At 38.2% G+C, this 17,631-nt stretch carries 14 protein-coding genes; 13 read left to right on the top strand and 1 reads right to left on the bottom strand.

The window, feature by feature from the left end:
- Positions 1-585 precede the first annotated feature (585 nt).
- The 11 genes from CK510_RS10890 (at position 586) to CK510_RS10840 (ending at position 13,807) form a co-directional block, all read left to right on the top strand.
- Positions 586-1,179, top strand: a complete 594-nt coding sequence (locus CK510_RS10890; RefSeq protein ID WP_095721727.1) for a phycobiliprotein lyase — start codon at positions 586-588, stop codon at positions 1,177-1,179.
- A 532-nt stretch (positions 1,180-1,711) separates the two neighbouring features.
- Positions 1,712-2,365, top strand: a complete 654-nt coding sequence (locus tag CK510_RS10885; protein WP_095721726.1) for a hypothetical protein — start codon at positions 1,712-1,714, stop codon at positions 2,363-2,365.
- Between the two features lie 2,033 nt (positions 2,366-4,398).
- On the top strand, positions 4,399-7,461 hold the full coding sequence (locus CK510_RS10880) for a peptidase domain-containing ABC transporter (protein WP_095721725.1): 3,063 nt from the start codon (positions 4,399-4,401) through the stop codon (positions 7,459-7,461).
- Between the two features lie 90 nt (positions 7,462-7,551).
- Complete coding sequence (locus CK510_RS10875; RefSeq protein ID WP_095721724.1) at positions 7,552-9,105, top strand: beta-barrel domain-containing protein; 1,554 nt, start codon at positions 7,552-7,554, stop codon at positions 9,103-9,105.
- Between the two features lie 179 nt (positions 9,106-9,284).
- Positions 9,285-10,067, top strand: a complete 783-nt coding sequence (locus CK510_RS10870) for a peptidylprolyl isomerase (RefSeq protein WP_095721723.1) — start codon at positions 9,285-9,287, stop codon at positions 10,065-10,067.
- A gap of 46 nt (positions 10,068-10,113) precedes the next feature.
- Positions 10,114-10,332, top strand: a complete 219-nt coding sequence (locus tag CK510_RS10865) for a hypothetical protein (protein WP_095721722.1) — start codon at positions 10,114-10,116, stop codon at positions 10,330-10,332.
- Positions 10,333-10,448: 116 nt separating this feature from the next.
- Complete coding sequence (locus CK510_RS10860) at positions 10,449-10,883, top strand: HetP family heterocyst commitment protein (protein ID WP_095721721.1); 435 nt, start codon at positions 10,449-10,451, stop codon at positions 10,881-10,883.
- 662 nt (positions 10,884-11,545) lie between these two features.
- Positions 11,546-11,740, top strand: a complete 195-nt coding sequence (locus CK510_RS10855; protein ID WP_095721720.1) for a hypothetical protein — start codon at positions 11,546-11,548, stop codon at positions 11,738-11,740.
- A gap of 197 nt (positions 11,741-11,937) precedes the next feature.
- Positions 11,938-12,129: a hypothetical protein gene (locus tag CK510_RS10850; RefSeq protein ID WP_095721719.1), complete on the top strand. Its 192-nt coding sequence runs from the start codon at positions 11,938-11,940 to the stop codon at positions 12,127-12,129.
- A 494-nt stretch (positions 12,130-12,623) separates the two neighbouring features.
- Positions 12,624-12,872, top strand: coding sequence for a hypothetical protein (locus tag CK510_RS10845; protein WP_095721718.1), 249 nt, complete (start codon positions 12,624-12,626; stop codon positions 12,870-12,872).
- Between the two features lie 206 nt (positions 12,873-13,078).
- Positions 13,079-13,807 carry a peptidylprolyl isomerase gene (locus CK510_RS10840; protein WP_095721717.1) on the top strand — a complete coding sequence of 243 codons (729 nt, stop codon included), beginning with the start codon at positions 13,079-13,081 and terminating at the stop codon, positions 13,805-13,807.
- A gap of 17 nt (positions 13,808-13,824) precedes the next feature.
- On the opposite strand, the gene CK510_RS10835 is transcribed toward CK510_RS10840, so the two are convergent.
- Positions 13,825-14,754: a PEP-CTERM sorting domain-containing protein gene (locus CK510_RS10835; protein WP_095721716.1), complete on the bottom strand. Its 930-nt coding sequence runs from the start codon at positions 14,752-14,754 to the stop codon at positions 13,825-13,827.
- A 708-nt stretch (positions 14,755-15,462) separates the two neighbouring features.
- On the opposite strand from CK510_RS10835, the gene CK510_RS10830 reads away from it, so the two are divergent.
- Positions 15,463-16,206 (top strand): phycobilisome rod-core linker polypeptide, encoded by a 744-nt coding sequence (locus tag CK510_RS10830; protein WP_095721715.1) that lies wholly within the window; start codon positions 15,463-15,465, stop codon positions 16,204-16,206.
- Positions 16,207-16,602: 396 nt separating this feature from the next.
- On the top strand, positions 16,603-17,370 hold the full coding sequence (locus CK510_RS10825) for a phycobilisome rod-core linker polypeptide (protein WP_095721714.1): 768 nt from the start codon (positions 16,603-16,605) through the stop codon (positions 17,368-17,370).
- Positions 17,371-17,631: the final 261 nt, after the last annotated feature.

The following is a 17,631-nucleotide window of genomic DNA, read 5'->3' as shown; positions in this document are numbered from 1 at the left end:
ACTTAACTCAATATCAAATTATATGGATTGATGACAAAACCTCCGCGAAACTCTGCGTTTAAAAGCCAAAATTCAAGACCTTTTATTTAGTTACTTCTCTTAAAACTGTTGCTCTACCCTCAATTCAGCGTGCAAGTTCATTCTTAACTCCTATTTTTGACTGAATAGCTTGCACCAACTTGTATTTGGCAGATATTTATTCACTGTCATCACTAGTAGTTTTGCAATTTCTAGTACAGCTTGGCGTAAATATACCTACCATTTAGGGCTTGAATTTAGTCCTCTTTTAGAGGACTTTCACTATTAGACAGAGGTTTATAACCTCTGGCTCTGACGGGTTTGGTATTCACAATAGTCGGTTTACTTGCGCCGTGTTGTACTAGCATCTTAGCAGTAGCCGACTATTTTATCTAGTTTGTCAAGCAATTATTAATAGAGAATACAAAAATTTACAATTAAACGAATGGGAAGTTTAGCAGTTGTAAGCCAATCGCGGAAAGCTGTAATCTTAAAGATATTAGAGTTGAAAATAAATAAAGCTAACACATAGTCCTGAGAAGTCAAGGTATAGGAGTTGAAAACTAGATGGATGCGATGGAATTTTTTCAGAACAGTGCTGGTAGATGGAAGTCTTCGCGGGTAACACATCACCTTGCCTTCAAACGATCGGAGCCTGGAGAATCAGAGATTGTGGTGGAAACCCTAACTGCGGATGACCCAGAAATAATTGAACTGTGCCAAATGCATGAAGTTGACCCCAGTTTATCAGTTGGTGGTTCACGGGTGCGTTGGTTGGGTACAATGGCTTGGGATAAAGAAGGGGAAGAAAATCACGAAGGTCAAACTGTATTTGCGATCGTGCCGGATGTGGACAATCCTCGTCAAGGTAGATTATTGCGTGAACGTGGTTATGCGGAAATTATGCCCGTTATTGGACGTTTTCATTTGGATGAGGAAGAGGGATTGGTGTTAACTACTGATTATGAAACCATGAGTTCCACTGAGCGTTTTTGGTTTTCAGGTTCAAATATGCGGATGCGAACCAGTACGGTAAAGCGATTTGGTGGTTTTAGTACTGCTTCCTATTGCGTTGAAAGTCGTATTGATGCTGATGCTGAAAGTGTATTCACAGAAAATGAAAGTGTTGCACCTCAGTTGACTTCCGTTTTAGGTTGGTAGGGAGGGAGAGAAGGAGAGAGAGGGTTAGGTTAGCCGAAGTAATGCCAGTTTCCACAGGGCAAACAACCGTTTGCCCCTACTTAGATACTGATGTTGTATGAACTTTAACTATTGACATCCTCACTGCCCTATAAGTGCAGTGATTCCTCGCCACGCCAGGAACCTACAAAGTAGCAGGAGAACTGGTCGCCGAATGGGGTTGACGCTTCATCGAGAAAAGCCTGAAATCAGGTCTTACGCTCTCTCTGCGTCCGCTTTAAGTATCGGAATGTCCTTCCGCGACTAATCGACTACAAATTATTGAATGAAAGAGTTTTTCCTTTGGGTTGGATTTATTGCTACCATTGCCCATTGGTTTTTCTCTACGCCTGCTCTCATCGTAGCTGTTTCAACGCGTCTTGAGCCTAGAGGGGGATTATTAATTCCAACTATATTATAACATCAAAGCCGTCCTTCTAGGACGGGCTTGTATCCCATTAATTTCGGTCAATCAATATTAAAATCAAGACACTAGTCTAATGCCTAATGTCCAATGTCCAATGTCCAAATAGATGATGCATATACTCGCGGTGTTGAGTACCTAGAAATGGTGCGGTGTTTTGTGCTGGAGCCGAGAATGGTGGATGTGCTGGAACCTGGGTTTGGAATGGGTGAAAAATATCCGCAATTACTAAGGGAACATCGCACTTGGGGATACTCCAAAGGAGTTGGTATGCGATGGTGCAAAGCACCCGCCTTAAGGCGATCGCACTTTTTAATTTGCAATTGGATTGGTGAAAATATTGATACTGTAAATGCTCAATTAAATACTTATTTGCAAGCTTGCCACGAATGCTTTCATCCCCAAGAACGACGGGATATTAGAGTTTTTGCTGTACCGTTAGCGCAGTCGCTGGGAATTGATGGGTTTTGCAATATTTTAATTGTCCCAACTACCATATTGATTGATGTTGGTCGAGTTGCTCAAGAGGATTGGTTAAGTCTCGTTGCACATGAATATGCCCACGCACATGTAGGAACATCTGGTCATAATCAGCAGTTTGCAAGTATACTTTGCCATCTTTGCTTGGGTTTGGGTTTGGAACCGCCAACTTGGGAAGCTGTGACGATGGAATCAAGTTTACGAACCTGGCCTTATTGTAAATCAACTATTAATCCTTTGGGGTTCTGGATTGGGGAAGGTTAGGAATGAGGATTAAATAATACGCCTTATAGTGAGTTAAAAATTCTCAAGCAATATCAAAGGTTTTAGTCTTAGCTTTAATCGTAAACTCTATCCTTATGAAGGAGACTGCGTTGTTTCAGCCTTTTATAAATTACCCTTTCTTGGTTGCGTACGCTCGCTGGCAAACCAAAAACCAAGCTCTAAGGGCTGAAAACCATACCTGCTATTTTGATTTTTCTGTCAAACTTTGCCACAGGGATGCATCCCCGTGGCAAGATTTGACGTCAATGCGTAAGTCCTTTACCATAGTATTTTCAGATAGATGCATATATGGTTGATGTTCAATTTAAAAGTTTGATAAATCTTTGTTTAAGATACTGTATTGATACTTTTACATATGTTTCAAAAAAATAATCTGCAAGTAGTATATAGTGGCGTTGTCTATAAGGAATAAACAACTTTCCAGTTGGAAACATTTTGGCTTAATATTTTTAGTCAAAGAAAAATAAGGTGATCAATTTTAAATTAAGTAAGCAAAAACAGACTATACTCCCTTCCTTTAACCCGCATTTTTCACAAGCTTTGCGATAAGCGAAGCTTAACACCCTTGGCGTATCGCATAACTTGTAATCTCTACCCAGACTATCTTTTGAGCCTTTTTGCTGGGAATAATTTTAGCACAGTGCCAAACGCATAAATCTAGGTTTTATAAAGCTTTGAGAGATGTGGTGAGAAATCCGGGTTTAAGTTAAATAGAGTTCAGTGCCTTGAGGATTTCCGAGATGATTTCGCTTGAATTTCTCTTTCTCTAGATTAGTTTCGGCTTTGGCGAAAAATAACTGTCACAGATATTAGAAGTTAGTCTGAAGCCGATAGCGCTAGATAAAGGGTGATAAAACCTGAGTTTTCAGGCAAAATGCGGAAAATTAAGTTTTTTGTCTTGACTTAAGTCATTTTACCTTTTAGGCTACAATTTATGGTGTGTGATAAATTTTTTCAAATTAAAACCTTAAAGCCTTAGCTATTTAGTTGACTGACTACTGCTGTTGTCTTTAAGTTTTGCCATAATCAAAGCTAAAATTATCTATCTTGGCTAGCTTTAGCTAGTTAATGTGATGGAAATTACTAATGCAATAGCAAAAACAAAATACAAAATACAAATTAAACATGTACAATGACATTAAAGCGATTAAGCTGAGAAATCTCCCCTTCAACCGCGAAGTAAAAGGGGAAAACTTCTAGTTTGAGTGCTATGTCTCCTAAGCAATTAATTAGCTTTGTAGAGCTAATTGATTATGCATACGTAAAGCCTGGTCAAAGTGCTGAGATGCGTATGCAATGAACCCATTTGTCCAAATTTAGGTAACAATCACTTACCACATTATGGCATACAAAGACACCAAACAACAAGTCTCTAGGGAGTTAGTTTCTTGCACCACAAGAAAGCTAGTTTCTCCAGAATCCATATTTTACTCTCATCGCTTGATAATTATATACCTCAGCAAAGCTTCAATAACTGTTGGCATTTATACATTTAAGCGAAAAAAATTGAATCTAGTAGATAAAGGCAGCAGGTATATATCTGGTTTTAGAGGCTTTTTGTCCATAGCAGAATGGTTGTTTGATTTCCACCGTTATTTGCTAATTAGTCATGAAGGTGTTTTATTTTAGTCCACTTGCGATCGCTTGTCTGTGTTTGATATCTTAGGCAGCACAAAATAATGAAGCAATTGTTTTGAGAAGTCCTGAAAACAGCACCTATTTAAAAGCTTTTGATGAGAAACAGATTGTTTTGGTAGAAATTTAGCAAGATTCATATTTTTGCATACTCACAATATTAATGAAGAGTATTCAGAGGATTTTGACGCAGTGACCAAAATATAGAATTGCTGGAATTTTCCATAATCCATTTCCAGAATCTAAACATCCTGATTTTTGATATTTTGAAATAGCCTAGAGAGCGAACATTATTTAGTAAGCATAATAGGCAAAAATGATTTGATAATAATTCTTAATTTGCTTTAAAGTAAACAAAGTTAGTTTAGGGGGTTACTGTGCTACTGCAAGAAGAACTCAGCGATCAAATCACCACTGTCTTAGGTGAAAACTTAGCACTAAAAGAACTGCAAAGTTGTTTAAAAGCAGTTCAAACGGTTGAACCCCAAACAGCCCAGGAGTTTTGGCAATTAGGAACAGCCGAACCAGGTATTTTTGTAGTTATTGCGGGAAAAGTCAGAATATTAGATGAGTTCGAGAACTTAATTGCAACTATTACTAGTGGTTCTTCCTTCGGAGAGGCAACTTTGTTTGACTCCACAGAGTTTATTCCTTATGTCGCTAGGTCATCCCAGAAAACAAGTCTTTGTTACTTGAGCCAAGATTTATTGCAACCATTAATCAATAAGTATCCGCAAATTAGCCAACATCTCTACAAACAAGCGGAGATGTGGGATTTATTGCTGTTATGCCGCCAAAATTCCTGTTTTCCTTCCCAAGCATCGCAAGCACAAGAATATCTTCAAGCTTTATCAGTATTTGAGCGACATCATCTCAGTCCAGGAAAAATACCGATATTGCCCAAAAGTCAACTTTGGTTGTTGCATCGCGGACAAATAGACGATCCCCAGAGCGATCGCGTACTTTTACCGGGAACCATCAGTGGTGAAATTCCGCAAAATATTTCCCAGGTACAGCAACCGACAATAGCCTATATACTCCCAGAAACAAAGTGGCAAGAAGCGCTCAAACATTGTTCGGAGTTAGCAAATTTTGCACCATTTGCCGAACCTAGTAATTTTACCGAGTCAAAACAACCAAAACGCAAAAAACAAACGGTAGAATCCCTCAGTTCAAATCCTAAAGTTATTCCCTTTCCCCAACGGGAAAATCCAGTCCAACCCCAAAAAACACGTCCTTATTTTCCCACGCCCAAAATCAAAGTGGGACATTGGTGGGGAAGACTCACCCAACGCTACCCATTTTTTGCCCAACAGAGCGCTTCCGACTGCGGTTCAGCTTGTCTGGTAATGATTGGTCAATATTGGGGTAAACGTTTTAGTCTGAATCGTTTGCGGGATATGACCAACGTCAACCAGAGTGGTGCATCCCTAAGAGCGATCGCATCTGCTGCTGAAAGTTTGGGTTTTGCTACCCGTCCAGTGAAAGCTACCCTGGATAAATTTGCCGAACAAACACTGCCTGCGATCGCCCATTGGGAAGGTAAACATTTTATTGTTGTTTACGAGATTAACAAAAAATGCGTTATTATTGGCGACCCTGCGATCGGACAGAGGGTTATCACCCACCAAGAATTTCAAGACAAATGGACTGGGTATGCATTATTACTACAGCCCACATCTTTACTGAAGGAGGTAAAAGATAGCAAAACTGGCTTGTGGAAGTTTATCGAGCTAGTTAAGCCCCACCATAAAGTATTATTTGAGGTCATGATTGCCTCAGTAATGATACAGATATTCGGACTGATCACCCCTGTTTTTACCCAGTTACTCTTGGATCGGGTACTCGTACAGCGCAGTTTTACTACCCTGAATGCGATCGCGTTGGGGATGATTATTTTCGGCTTGTTCCGGGTTATCAGCAACGCAGTTCGTGAATACCTCCTCGACCATACAGCGAATCGCGTCAGCATCGCTTTACTTGTGGGGTTTATTAAACATACTTTTCGTCTACCCCTCTCCTATTTTGAGTCTCGCTATGTGGGGGATATTGTTTCTCGCATCCAAGAGAACCAGAAAATTCAGCAATTTCTCACGGGGGAAACGCTTTCCATCATTCTCGACTTGCTAACGCTGGTAATTTATCTAGGGATGATGTTTGTTTATAGCTGGCGGATGGCATTGTTAGTATTGTTGGTAGTACCGCCATTTTTTATTTTGGCATGGGCAAGTACCAACATTTTGCAGCGTATCTCTAGAGAGGTTTTTAACGCGCAGTCAGCAGAGAATAGCTATCTAATTGAATCTTTGAACGGAATCCGCACCATTCGTTCCCTAGCAATAGAACAAACAGTACGCTGGCACTGGGAAGAACTACTAAATAATTTGATTAAAAAAGGTTTTTCCTCTCAGTTAATTGGGGTTAGACTCTCTGCCATAAGTGGTCTGATTGAACTTTTTGTGAATACAGGATTATTGTGGTTCGGTGCGACACTGGTAATTAATGGCGAACTCACAATTGGACAACTGATAGCTTTTAATATGCTTGTGGGTAATGTAATCAGTCCATTCCAGCGACTCTCCATAGTCTGGAATCAATTACAAGAAGTCATTATTTCTGCCGAACGCATTAACGACGTATTAGAAGCAGAACCAGAAGAAAACCTAGAACACAAACCCCGCAAAGAATTGGGGAAATTACAGGGAAATATTCGTTTTCACAATGTTACCTTCCGCTATCATCCCGAAAGCGAAACCAATGTCTTAGAAAATATCAACTTTGAAATTCAACCCGAACAAATGGTTGCAGTGGTTGGACGTAGCGGTTCCGGTAAAACCACTCTTAGTAAACTAATACTAGGCTTATACCCTCCGACAGATGGCAAAGTATTAATCGACGGCTACGATGTGGGCAGTGTATCTCTACGCTCCTTACGCTCTCAAGTTGGAGTCGTAGACCAAGACACGTTTTTATTCGGCAGTACAGTTAGGGAAAACATATCTATTGCCCATCCCGAAGCTTCTCTAGACGAAATTGTAGAAGCTGCAAGACTAGCAGGGGCAGATGACTTTATTCAAAAATTACCATTAGGCTATGAAACCCAAATTGGGGAAGGGGGTGGAATGCTCTCTGGTGGGCAACGTCAGCGTATTGCAATCGCTCGTGCTTTGCTGGGAAACCCACGCTTGATACTCTTTGATGAAGCGACGAGTCATCTAGATTCGGAGTCTGAAAGAATTATTCAAGATAATCTCAAAACTATTCTCAAAGAACGCACAAGTATTGTGATTGCCCATCGTCTCTCTACTGTACGTAATGCCGATTTGATTCTAGTTTTAGACCGTGGTTTATTAGTCGAAACTGGAACTCACGACGAGTTAATCGCGAAAAAAGGACATTATTACTACCTCAATCAGCAACAACTCGCTCAAGCTGGTTAATAGTTAAGGTTAAGGTCTATACACTTATTATAGCCATCTATTTACTTACATCTCTCCTCTCTTCTCACATCGCTTATCCCTCAAAGAATTATGCCCATTACACAAGAACAATATGATGCAACAAAGCACCAACTTTCTAGCGATCGCACTCAGCCTTATCACCAAGCATCGGTAGCTAAGGAGATTCAGCAACCACTAGAAAGAGTTGAGAGTGAGCAGGATTTATTCCCCGGTACGGAAGAGTTACTCGATGCTTTACCGAAAGTTTGGACAAGGGGACTGTTGTATACTCTCTTAGGTTTTTTGCTGCTGGCTTTACCTTGGTCGGTATATGCCAAAATCGATGAAACTGGTAGTGCTAGGGGACGCATTGAACCCAAAGGTGCAACCCAGAAACTAGATACAGAAGTTGGGGGTACTGTCACAGCAGTCAAAGTTAAAGAAGGTGATGTAGTTAAATCTGGACAGGTTTTACTGGAATTCGATGCCGAAATATTGCGATCGCATATCCAAGAAGCCAGAGCAAAGCTGATAGGACTCAAAAACCAAAGGGGACAACTGGAAATATTAAAAAACCAATTACAAGTCACCATCAACGTCCAACAGCAGCAAAATCAATCGCAGGAATTAGAAAAGCTTGCCAAAGTCAGCCAAGCCAAACAGGATTTAGAAGCTAGGAAAAATAGTTACAACCTGGAAAAGTTAGAAAAACAAGCATTACTTACCCAAGTACAGCAGCAAATTGGCGTTTCTCAAACCGACGAGCAATCAGCACAAAGTCGTTTAGGTATAGATACTAAACAAGTTGAACGCTTCAATAGTCTTGTTGCTGATGGTGCTGTTTCCTTAATGCAAATCGACCAACTCCGAAAAGAAGAACAGGAAAGCAAGCGACTCTATGCAAAAGCCCAAACGGATGTCAAACAAGCCCATTTGCGGTTAACAGAAGCAGCAAACCGCTATCAGGCAAACATGAATAAATTAGAGTCGGATATCAAACAAGCCAATCTACGACTCCAAGAAGAAGAGAATAGCTATCAAAGCTTGGTTAAGAATGGTAAACTTGCCATCCTCAAAAACGAGCAACAACTTAAAGACTTGCAAGCACAACTAACTGCCAACCAATCGGAAATAGCTCAAACCACCAGTCAGATTCAATCTCTGATGCTGCAAATACAGCAAAGAGTCGTAACATCACCTATCGATGGAGTTATTTTTGAGCTACCTGTTAGTAAATCAGGAGCAGTATTACAACCCGGACAAAGAGTTGCCCAAATCGCTCCCAAAGATGTAGGTTTTGTACTCAATGCCCAAATGCCCAGTCAAGACAGTGGTTTCTTGAAAGTAGGGATGCCAGTCAAAATTAAATTTGATGCCTATCCGTTCCAAGAGCATGGGATTATACCTGGAAAAGTCACCAGAATTTCACCTAACTCAAAAACAAACAAGACTCCCCAGGGTGAAATTGACACCTTCGACTTAGAAATCACCTTGGAACAGCAATATATCCAAAACGGTGACAAACCCATACCAATTAGAGCAGGACAAACTGCCAATGCAGAAGTTATTGTTCGTCAAAGACGGGTAATAGATTTTGCGATCGAACCCTTCCAGAAGTTACGAAAAGGAGGGTTGGAAATGTAATAAAATCCGAGCAATTAGTCATTAGCTATTAGCCAAATGACAAAAATATCAAAATACAGATAGCAGAATAGACAACAAAAAACTCTTTCTTCATCAGGCTTTTAGCTAACATCCATAATTTTTATTCTCGCCCAACTGTACCATCACTCAACCTGTAATTATCAAATCTTCTCAAAGCTATGTTACATAACCTTACTATTTCTAGTTATGACATCATCCATCACCTGAAACTTTCCTGCCATGTCCCCGATATTGTCAATGCGATCGCATCTCAAAAAATCATTATTGATACCGCGCAAAAATATGCGATCGCAGTTACAGAGGAGGAACTTCAGAAGGAAGGAGACAAGCTGCGATTGGCAAATAAGTTAGTCAAAGCAAAAGATACTTGGATGTGGATGGAAAAACACCATCTTTCTCTACAAAACTTTGAGGAGTTAGTTCATACCAATGTAATTTCTCGAAAGTTAGCACAGCATCTTTTTGCAAACCAAGTTGAAGCTTTCTTTTATCAAAACCAAATTGAATACACGGAGGTTGTCACCTATGAAGTTGTTTTAAATGACAGAGACTTAGCATTAGAACTTTTTTATGCAGTGCAAGAAGGGGAAATCACATTCCCAGATATTGCCCGTCAATATATCGAAAATCCTGAACAACGTCGCACACTTGGATATCAAGGAAGTAAACATCGTAACGATTTTCGACCGGAAATTGCCGCAGTAGTTTTTGCTGGTACTCCACAGCAAATTCTCAAACCAATTAGCACACCAAAAGGAGTGTATTTAATTTGGGTAGAAGATATTATTCAACCAACATTAAATGAAGAAATGCGGCAGAAAATTATCCAAGATTTATTTAATACTTGGTTACATCAACAAGTGGAAATAAATGCAACAAAAATTCAGCTTTTATTAGCAGAGAATTTGCAATCTAACGATAAAATATTGCAGTCAGCTTAATGGCTTCTATCTGTCAACACAAAAAAATATTTACAGGTGTAAAACAATGATTATTTCCGATTTATCTCATCTTGAATCAGCTAGCGAAGATAGTCAGATTTTTGGTGGTAGTTCTATTTCTGTTAAGGCAAAAATAACCAATATAGGCATTGGATTTGGTAAAAGTTTTGCACTTGCTGACAGCTTGACGTTTGCAAAACTAGAACTCACCCAATATCGTCTAATTTTTACAGCTTCCACTTCTTCTAAAGTAATTGCTTACTAAACCTATGTAGGGTGTTTATAGCCTGTGGAATCCCAGAAACGCGACAGCATAACACACCCTACAATACCTTGATTGTAAAAAATACTGTGCTAAATGAAATATAAAGGGTGATAGCCATGACTTACAAATTCCCCAGTTCAAATCATAATTTAGATAGAGTCATGCGACCAGAACAATTTAATAAAGTAGTAGAAGCCATAACTGCCCGAAGATATTCCTGGGCTTGTGTGTTAATTTTAGGTTTTGCAGGTTATAATCCACTTCACTATATTCCTTATAGAACTTATATTCGGCTAGTTAAAGAAAGTCGTCAGCTAGAAGCAGCAAATGAATCTCAAGCATCTCAGATAGAGATGGAAGAAGAATTGTCTGAAAATAACTATGAACATACAAATCTATCTCAAAGCTTTAAAATTGATGACTTAGGCTATTTAGAAACTCTTAACCACAAACAAGCTAGTCCTCAAGGTGGAAGTTTTCAGCATTGGTTAAACAATAATGCCAGAAAATACTTGCCTGTTAGACTCCAGTCTTTACTGCGCGATCGCTAACATTTTCGTACTGTACAACACCCAATACTGCTCGGTTAGGAAAAATCAACTGACATCCAACTCCGTAGAGACGCGAAATTTCCCGTCTCTACACCTGTTACTGATGAAGATTCTACCCTGATCTGAACTGTATTCATATATTGGTCTATTTGAGAATTATGCAAGTAGGTCAATTTTGTTATATTTATAAACATTGTCTATTCACGAAACATATTTGCCAATTTGGCATTTTCACAGTCAAAACATATTCCATAAATATCATCGGATGCGTTAACATGTAGACGCGGTATCCATGAACTGCTGAAAATGCGGATAAGCAAAAGTAATCCGTAACTAAACCATTATCAAATATTGAGTTCGTTAAAAGAACCATTAACGTAGCAGCAATATTGGGAAGAAAATTCACATCCCAAATTTGCATCTCTGACATATTATTCTTAAAAATCAATCTTGATTTATATATTGGGCTGCTTAAAAATTATGCAAGCGGGTCAATTTTGTCATATCTATAAACATTATCTATTCCCAAAACATAATTGCCAATTTGGCATTTTTGATAGTCAAAAGATGATCCATAACTAATTAAATGTTTTATAGTAATTAGTAACAACTCAAACAGGGTTGCCAAGATAAAAACCAAACGACTTCTTAGGAGAAGACAAATGATTATTTCTGATTTAAACCACATCGAAGAAGTAACTGAAGCATCCAAAGTTCAAGGTGGTTTCTTCGGTGGCTTCAACTACCAAAGCATCTATGTTAAACAAACTGCAATCGCGACTGTTAAAGGTAAATATGTTGTTGGTAGCCCTGCTATAGCGATTAACATACTTGGAATTACAGCTACTAACGGCTAGTAACTAAGATGTTGACTTTGAGGCTTATTGACCAATAACGCTTCACATAAAATCAACACTCTGGGTTTTAAACTTAAGCAATCGCTTTTATCTGAATCTATCTAGTATTTCTGCTATGAAATTCAGTATTAAAGCATATTAGCAACTCAAACAGGGTTGCCAAGATAAAAACCAAACGACTTCTTAGGAGAAGACAAATGATTATTTCTGATTTAAACCACATCGAAGAAGTAACTGAAGCATCCAAAGTTCAAGGTGGTTTCTTCGGCTTCGGTGGCTACCAAAGCATCTATGTTAAACAAACTGCAAAAGCGACTGTTAAAGGTAAATATGTCTATTTTAGCCCTGCTGTAGCAGTAAACTCCGCTGTAATCTATGCAGATAACTAGGATGTTGCAAAATCAACACTCTGGTATCTAAATAAAGGCGATCGCCTTTATCTGAATTTTAATTCGCATTCCTGCGATGGGACTCAGGCATAAAGCATTGCAGTAGTCAAAACTTATTATAGAGAGTGGCTAGCACCTCTCTTCAACAATGCATCAATTGGAGTCTGGGAGTAATCCAGACTCCATCTCAATCAAATTATTACAGCAAGTCTCAAAACGGGATTTAGTGCAATCAAAATTCATTGAAATAAAAATATGCCAAAGATTTTTATTAGTGAGTGTCGCATTACTGCGATGGTACTCAGACACAAAGCATTGGCAGTAGTCAAACTTATGCTGGTATTGTAGCAGGTTTTAATAAAATAACACAACTACTTTTTTAACCTTTAAGGTGTCTGTAGCGAATAGCAAATACCTAAGCTAGTTTGTATACAAGCATTTTGTAATATTTTAGACCGCATAACATTTCTGTAACACTTTACAGGAGAAAAGCCATGATTATTTACGACCTCAATTATCTCCAAGAAGCAACTGAAGCATTAATGATTCAAGGAGGTGAGATATCTTTGTATTCTCAATCCTTCATACAAACTATTACACCTGATGGAAACATAAGGAAAACAGAACTTATCTCATCATATTATTCGCCAAAAGATGGAACTGAGACTCCTGTAACAGTCATTCCTATGAGCAGTGAAAGTTATCCTTTTAAAGACATTTATCTCAACCTAATTATGTTTTAAATTCAGCTTACGCTTGCTTTTACAAACAGATTTCCCGCTTCCTAGAGAGTGAAACGTAGTAATCGCAAGCACTTTGGGTATTTTACATTTCGTTAAACAGTTCGGTTTATTTAAGCCTACCTACTTAACGTGTGATTTTCCGTGTCTTTGTACTTTGCGATCGTAAGGCAGCAAAAAATGAGATTTGAGGGGGGTGAAGACAGGGAATGGTTATCCTCGAAGGTAATATTATTCAACCAGAGGAAATTATTGCATCGCTCAAAAAAGATATACAATTAAAAAACCTTTGTTACAGTGTTTTATATCACAAAATTATCACTGAGGCGGCTCAAAATAGAGGGATAACAATCAGCAAATATGAGATTCAAAGCGAAATAGAAAGGCTGAAACGTGACAATAATTTAGTAGAAAATACTCATTATCTCACTTGGTTAACAGAACAGTTAATAGCTCCAGAAGATTGGGAAGAAAGTATTTGCAATCGCTTACAAGCAAAAAAGTTAGCTGAGTGTTTATTTGCGAAGGAGGTCGAAAAGTATTTTTCAGAAAATCAGCAGGATTTTGAACAGGTTTTACTTTATAGAATTGTTGTACCTTACACTCAGTTAGCGAGGGAAATATCATATCAAATACAAGAAGATGAAATGAGCTTTTATGAAGCTGCTCATCTTTATGATATTGACACTAAGCGTAGATATAGCTGTGGTTATGAAGGCAAGTTTTATCGAGGAGATTTAGACCAAGATTTTGCACAAATCCTATTTAAATCAAGACCTGGAGAAATAATTGGTCCACTCAAAATAGAGCAGACCAGTCATTTATTGTTAGCAGAGGAAATTATTCCAGCAGAGTTAACACCAGAAATATATCAAGAGATTTTGAATCATTTTTTTAAACAATGGTTAGATGCACAATTAAAATTGCTACGCAATTAATTTGATTTTTATCTTATCTAATCAATCACTTTTTTGTGGCTTTTGAAGTTCAATATCATTAGTACACCGCAACTTAAAAATAAACCTAAAATAGTTGTAGGTTCTGGAACTGAAACACTTGCCGTATTATTTTTCAATTCTACTAAACGTAAGTTAGTTTTGTTCTGAAAATTTCTTTTGTAAGCACCTTGAATAGAAGCAAAGGCAGTTTCTTGATTTCCTCCAAAGCTAGAATTTAGGGATGGTTCTTCACTGAATAACATAAAATTACTATTGTTATTATTGAAAGTGAGAGAATCATCGTCACTTGTAGCGTTAAGATAAGCATTAAGATTAAAACTGTCTAAGATACTACCTGTATCGGTATCTAGTAGCTGCCAGAGAATGCTACCACTAGCTGTTGCTTTTTCTTTGTTTACATTATCAATGGCAGTTGTTAAATCTAAATTAGCTCTGAAATCAAAGGAAAAATCTTCACCAGCTTCGACAACAAAATCACCAAAAACTTCAGCAAAACTTTTTGTGAAAATATTGTAGTCTTCTTCCCCGTTACCAATCCCTAAAGTTGTAGAAACGTTCGATGCAAATTGTCCATCAATTACTAATGGTTCTGAGGTTACTTTCTTGGTAGCAGAATTATTACCAGAAATAACTTCTGTATCGCTAGAACCTTGAGAAAAGACATTTAATTCCTCATCCACAAAAAATTCTGCACTTGCTTCAGCGATTCCTCTTGCATAACTGCCAGTGTTGAGACTTATAGCTGTATCAGTCTGCGTAAAAGCTCCAATTGGTCTAGCTTTTTGACTGAAGTTAGTAAAATCTACTTTCCCTTCAGAGAAAGATAAACTTGCTGCTTGACTAGGTGCGATCGCAATCAAAGAACTGGTAATAGCAGAAGTCGCAACTGCTAAAAAATACTTTGTTCGGTTCAGAGATATATGCATGGAATCCCTCAAAAATCATTGTTATATTAGCTACTCAGTTCTCACGTCAATTTACTACCAGCTACTGAAAATAGATAGTAAAATTGGTAACATTCAAGTTAATTGGTCAACGCCAAAACTAAGTCTGTGGACTGATAAATTTCCGATTAATAATTACTGTATAGCTCTGGCTGTACAGTGTTTTCACTACTTCATTATTAAGTAATGGTAGTGAACTATAGTTGTTAGGATAATTACTTACCTAACTGACATGTTATGTACCCATCCTAATCGCGTATCCGTAGAATGGCTGTAAAATTTAGGTAAAGAAGTATTTAATTTAGCCAAAATTATAGACACAAGTAAGCAAGTAAGTAGAAATATTGGGTAAAAACGAAGCCTGGGTGAATTAGAATGCTGAATTTTGAGCGGGCTGTTTGTGGTTAACAGCTAATTATGGATTTAAAGCTATTAACTAGATCGGGAAGAATAAATATTCAGCCGTTAGCGATTGGTTATTAATGCTTAATCAATTTTTTCGCATGTTAGTTATGGTCTAATCTGGTTTTGAACCGCCAAGACGCAGAGAACGCCAAGAAGAGAGAAATATATATGCTTAACTAGCGAAAATATATGATTAATTTTGATTGCTTGATGCTAGCTAATTGAATATTTGTAAAGCAAGATTTTTCCCTTTGGTATAATTTTAGTAAGCGGAGAATCTTGAAGATGGTTATTCCTTTATTCACTTATTCACCAACCTCGCAAAATCAACGTGTTGAGGCTTATGAAGTTCCTGGTGATGAGCAGGCAAGAATTTTTACAACTGATAATTTGCTTTCATCTACGGATATGGATGTGTTAATTACAGCCGCATATCGACAGATATTTAATGAACAACAAATGACTGTTTCTTCCCGTCAAAAAAGTTTGGAGTCACAACTAAGAGCAGGTCAAATTACCGTACGTGATTTTATCCGAGGATTGGCAATTTCGGATGTATTTCGCACGCGGAATTATGATACTAATAATAATTATCGGTTTGTCCAAATGTGCTTACAGAGGATTCTGGGACGTGAAGTTTATGGCGATCGCGAGAAACTTGCATGGTCAACTGTACTGGCTACAAAAGGCTTAAAAGGCTTTATCGATGATTTGCTCAATACTGAAGAGTATATTAGCAACTTTGGTGACAATACCGTTCCTTTCCAACGTCGGCGAATTTTACCCCAACGCGATCGCGGTGAGTTACCATTTGCCCGTATGGCTCGTTACGATTCCTACTATCGCGATAAGTTACCACAGGAATACATTTACCGCTTTAAAGACACAGTTAAACCCTTTGACTTAGCGACATTTTTGCGGGAAACAGATTTTACTGCCGCAACAGGTGTATTTTTACTATTTTTAGCCATTGCTACAGTTACACTACTGATTAGCTATGGATTGAATCCGGCTGGTATAGGACATTAAGTATGGGGGTATGACAAATATGGCTATTCTCAGTTAATTCAAATACTGTTGGTAATTCAGAATACTGTAGGGGCAAACGGTTGTTTGCCCTAATTTTTTCCTAATTTATATTTTTTTGTATTTTACCCAAATGTAGAAGCGCTATATTACCAATACTTAATGCTCAATCTTGATTGTGCAGTAAAGTTTCGTTAATTTTTATAAGAATAATAGGGTGAAGCTTCACGTACTCCCGTAAGATATTTCTTAATAAAATAAGCATAATTCCTCAACCAAAGCCGAAAGCTAAGTTGTGTAATTTGGGCTTGGTGATGATGAATACGTCGTACCTGTTAAGGATATGATGGTATGTACTTCACTGTTGTAAATTTTAATTAGCCTTACGGGGGTTTAATAGTGGCATTACCTCTACTAGAATACGCACCGAAGAGTCAGAACCAGCGTGTTTCTGGCTACGATGTCGGAAACGATGACCAAGCAAGAGTCTTCTCGACAGACAACTTGTTGTCTTCGTCCGATATGGGTAATCTGATTGAAGCTGCTTATCGTCAGATTTTCTTCCATGCGTTTGCAAGCGATCGCGAAAAATTCCTCGAATCTCAACTTCGCAACGGACAAATCACCGTGCGCGATTTTATTCGTGGATTATTACTTTCAGACACTTTTAAGAAAAGCTTCTACAACCTCAACAATAATTACCGCTTTGTCGAGCAGTGTGTGCAGCGTGTACTGGGACGTGATGTATACAACGAACGTGAGAAAATTGCTTGGTCGATTGTTGTTGCAACTAAGGGTATTTGTGGCTTTGTTGACCAATTGCTCGATAGCGAAGAATATTTAGATAATTTTGGCTATTCGACAGTTCCTTTCCAACGTCGTCGCAATCTTCCTGGACGTGTTGGAGGTGAAATGCCATTTAACCTCAAGTCTCCACGTTACGAAGGTTATACCCGTGCTAAACTAGGTTTCCCCCAAATCATTTGGCAAACCGAAGTACGTCGCTATATTCCTCAAGAAAAGAAACCCAAATCTGGGGATCCTGCAAACTTCTTGGCAATGGCACAAAGTCTAGGCAACCTGGGCAACAACCCACAACGACTTTCACCTCAGAATGTAGACTTTGAAAAAGACGTTCCTTATCGTCAACTAGCTGGTGTTAGATAGAGACGCAAGTTAGCTATCTATAATCTCTAAAATTGGTCATTAGTCATTGGTCAAGGATCGAGAGTTAAAAGTTGGAAAATTTCGACTTTTAATTTTGGATTTGGGACTTTAGACTAATGACCTTAGTTTTTTTTTATCGGTATTCTAAGTTAATAGTTTTGTAGTTTTGTAGTAGTTTTGTAGTTTTGTAGGTTGGGTGAAGACGCACAAGAGATATTTGTAGCGATATGATAAATCTATATTTGCGTCGTAACCCAACAT

Origin of the sequence: Brunnivagina elsteri CCALA 953 (assembly GCF_002289455.1) — a bacterium.
Taxonomy (GTDB): Bacteria; Cyanobacteriota; Cyanobacteriia; order Cyanobacteriales; family Nostocaceae; genus Brunnivagina; species Brunnivagina elsteri.
This window is presented reverse-complemented; position numbering and strand designations above follow the sequence as displayed.

Excerpts from the sequence above, each read along its gene's own strand:
- CK510_RS10890 (WP_095721727.1), top strand. The coding sequence starts at position 586 with ATGGATGCGATGGAATTTTTTCAGAACAGTGCTGGTAGATGGAAGTCT.
- CK510_RS10885 (WP_095721726.1), top strand. The coding sequence starts at position 1,712 with ATGTCCAATGTCCAAATAGATGATGCATATACTCGCGGTGTTGAGTAC.
- CK510_RS10875 (WP_095721724.1), top strand. The coding sequence starts at position 7,552 with ATGCCCATTACACAAGAACAATATGATGCAACAAAGCACCAACTTTCT.
- CK510_RS10870 (WP_095721723.1), top strand. The coding sequence starts at position 9,285 with ATGTTACATAACCTTACTATTTCTAGTTATGACATCATCCATCACCTG.
- CK510_RS10865 (WP_095721722.1), top strand. The coding sequence starts at position 10,114 with ATGATTATTTCCGATTTATCTCATCTTGAATCAGCTAGCGAAGATAGT.
- CK510_RS10860 (WP_095721721.1), top strand. The coding sequence starts at position 10,449 with ATGACTTACAAATTCCCCAGTTCAAATCATAATTTAGATAGAGTCATG.
- CK510_RS10855 (WP_095721720.1), top strand. The coding sequence starts at position 11,546 with ATGATTATTTCTGATTTAAACCACATCGAAGAAGTAACTGAAGCATCC.
- CK510_RS10850 (WP_095721719.1), top strand. The coding sequence starts at position 11,938 with ATGATTATTTCTGATTTAAACCACATCGAAGAAGTAACTGAAGCATCC.
- CK510_RS10845 (WP_095721718.1), top strand. The coding sequence starts at position 12,624 with ATGATTATTTACGACCTCAATTATCTCCAAGAAGCAACTGAAGCATTA.
- CK510_RS10840 (WP_095721717.1), top strand. The coding sequence starts at position 13,079 with ATGGTTATCCTCGAAGGTAATATTATTCAACCAGAGGAAATTATTGCA.
- CK510_RS10835 (WP_095721716.1), bottom strand. The coding sequence starts at position 14,754 with ATGCATATATCTCTGAACCGAACAAAGTATTTTTTAGCAGTTGCGACT.
- CK510_RS10830 (WP_095721715.1), top strand. The coding sequence starts at position 15,463 with ATGGTTATTCCTTTATTCACTTATTCACCAACCTCGCAAAATCAACGT.